1 protein-coding gene is annotated in these 1,915 nt (G+C 73.2%); it reads right to left on the bottom strand.

Annotated elements, in window-relative coordinates:
• Window positions 1-1,915: type I polyketide synthase (locus tag ABTY20_RS35185; protein WP_352001205.1), on the bottom strand; the 1,915-nt coding region annotated here is incomplete at both ends.

Raw genomic sequence — 1,915 nt, 5'->3', positions numbered from 1 at the left:
CCTCACCCCACACGACCTCACGCAACGGCCGGTCGAGGTGCTCGTCCAGGCCCGCGCACACCGCGTCGAACGCCTCCGCGAACACCGGGAAACGCGCATACAGCTCACGGCCCATGCCCAGCCGCTGCGACCCCTGACCCGAGAACAGGAACGCGGTCGGACCGCCGTCCCGCGCGGTGCCGCGGAGGACGGCCGGGGACGACTCGCCGCGGGCGAGTGTCCGCAGCCCCTCAAGCAGGTCGTCACGGTCGGCACCGAGCACGACGGCGCGGGACTCCAGCAGGGCGCGGGAGGTGGCCAGTGTGTAGGCCGTGTCCAGCGGGTCCTGGTCCGGGCGGTCCGTGAGGTGGTCGAGGAGCCGTCGGGCCTGGGCGCGCAGCGCCTCGGGGGTCGCGGCGGACACCGTCCAGGGCAGCGGAGGCGTAGGGCGTTCGCCGTCGCCGTTCGACGGTCCCGGATCGGCGGCCGGGGTGGGCGCGGGGGCCTGCTCCAGGACGACGTGCGCGTTGGTGCCGCTGAGTCCGAACGCGGAGACACTCGCGCGACGCGGGTGCGGGGCGTCCGGCCACGGCCGCTCCTCGACGACCAGTTCCGCGTTGCCCTCGGTCCAGTCGACGTGCGGCGAGGGCCGGTCGACGTGCAGGGTCCGCGGCACGGAGCCGTGCTCCATGGCCATCACCATCTTGATCACACCGGCGACACCGGCGGCGGCCTGGGTGTGGCCGATGTTCGACTTGATCGAGCCGAGCAGCAGCGGCCGGTCGGCGGGCCGGTCCTGGCCGTAGGTGGCCAGCAGGGCCTGCGCCTCGATCGGATCGCCCAGGGTCGTGCCGGTGCCGTGCGCCTCGACGACGTCGACCTCGGAGGCGGCGACTCCCGCGGCCTCGAGCGCCTGCCGGATCACCCGCTGCTGCGAGGGTCCGTTGGGTGCCGTGAAGCCGTTGGAAGCGCCGTCCTGGTTGACGGCGGTGCCCCGGACGACCGCAAGGACGCGGTGCCCGTTGCGTACGGCGTCGGAGAGGCGCTCGACGAGGAGGACACCCACGCCCTCGGACCAGCCGACGCCGTCGGCCGCGCCCGCGAACGCCTTGCAGCGGCCGTCCACGGACAGCCCGCGCTGTCGGCTGAACTCGACGAACATGCCCGGGGTCGACATCACCGTGGCACCACCTGCCACCGCGAGCGAGCACTCGCCCGAGCGCAGCGCCTGTACCGCGAGGTGCAGGGCGACGAGGGAGGACGAGCAGGCGGTGTCGACGGTGACGGCCGGGCCTTCCCAGCCGTACGTGTACGACAGCCGGCCGGACACCACGCTGCCGCCCGCCGTGCCGGAGGGCGACACGTTGAGGGCGTAGTCGTGGTACATCACGCCGGCGAACACGCCGGTGCGGCTGCCCTTGAGCGAGGCCGGGTCGATGCCCGCGCGCTCGAGCGCCTCCCAGGAGGTCTCCAGGAGCAGTCGCTGCTGCGGGTCCATGTACAGGGCCTCGCGCGGCGAGATGCCGAAGAATCCGGGGTCGAACTGGGCGGCGTCGTAGAGGAAGCTGCCCCGCCGGGTGTAGCTCTTGCCTTCCGCGCCGGGCTCCGGGTCGTACAGGCCCTCCAGGTCCCAGCCGCGGTCGTCCGGCATGTCGGAGACGGTGTCGACGCCGTCGGCGACCAGTCGCCACAGGTCCTCGGGCGAGGTCACCCCGCCCGGGTAACGGCAGGCCATGCCGATGATCGCGATCGGCTCGTCGTCGGCTTGCTTCGCACTGACGGCCGTTCGCGTGGATGCGGTGGTCCGCGGGGCCGGGCCCGCGAGCTTCTCCTCGATGTGTTCGGTGACGGCGAGGGCGTTGGGGTGGTCGAAGACGAGGGTGGCGGGGAGCCCGAGTCCGGTGAGCCGGTTGAGCTGGTTGCGCAGTTCGGTCGC

It is taken from the genome of Streptomyces sp. NPDC126497, from assembly GCF_040302425.1.
Lineage (GTDB): Bacteria > Actinomycetota > Actinomycetes > Streptomycetales > Streptomycetaceae > Streptomyces.
This window is presented reverse-complemented; position numbering and strand designations above follow the sequence as displayed.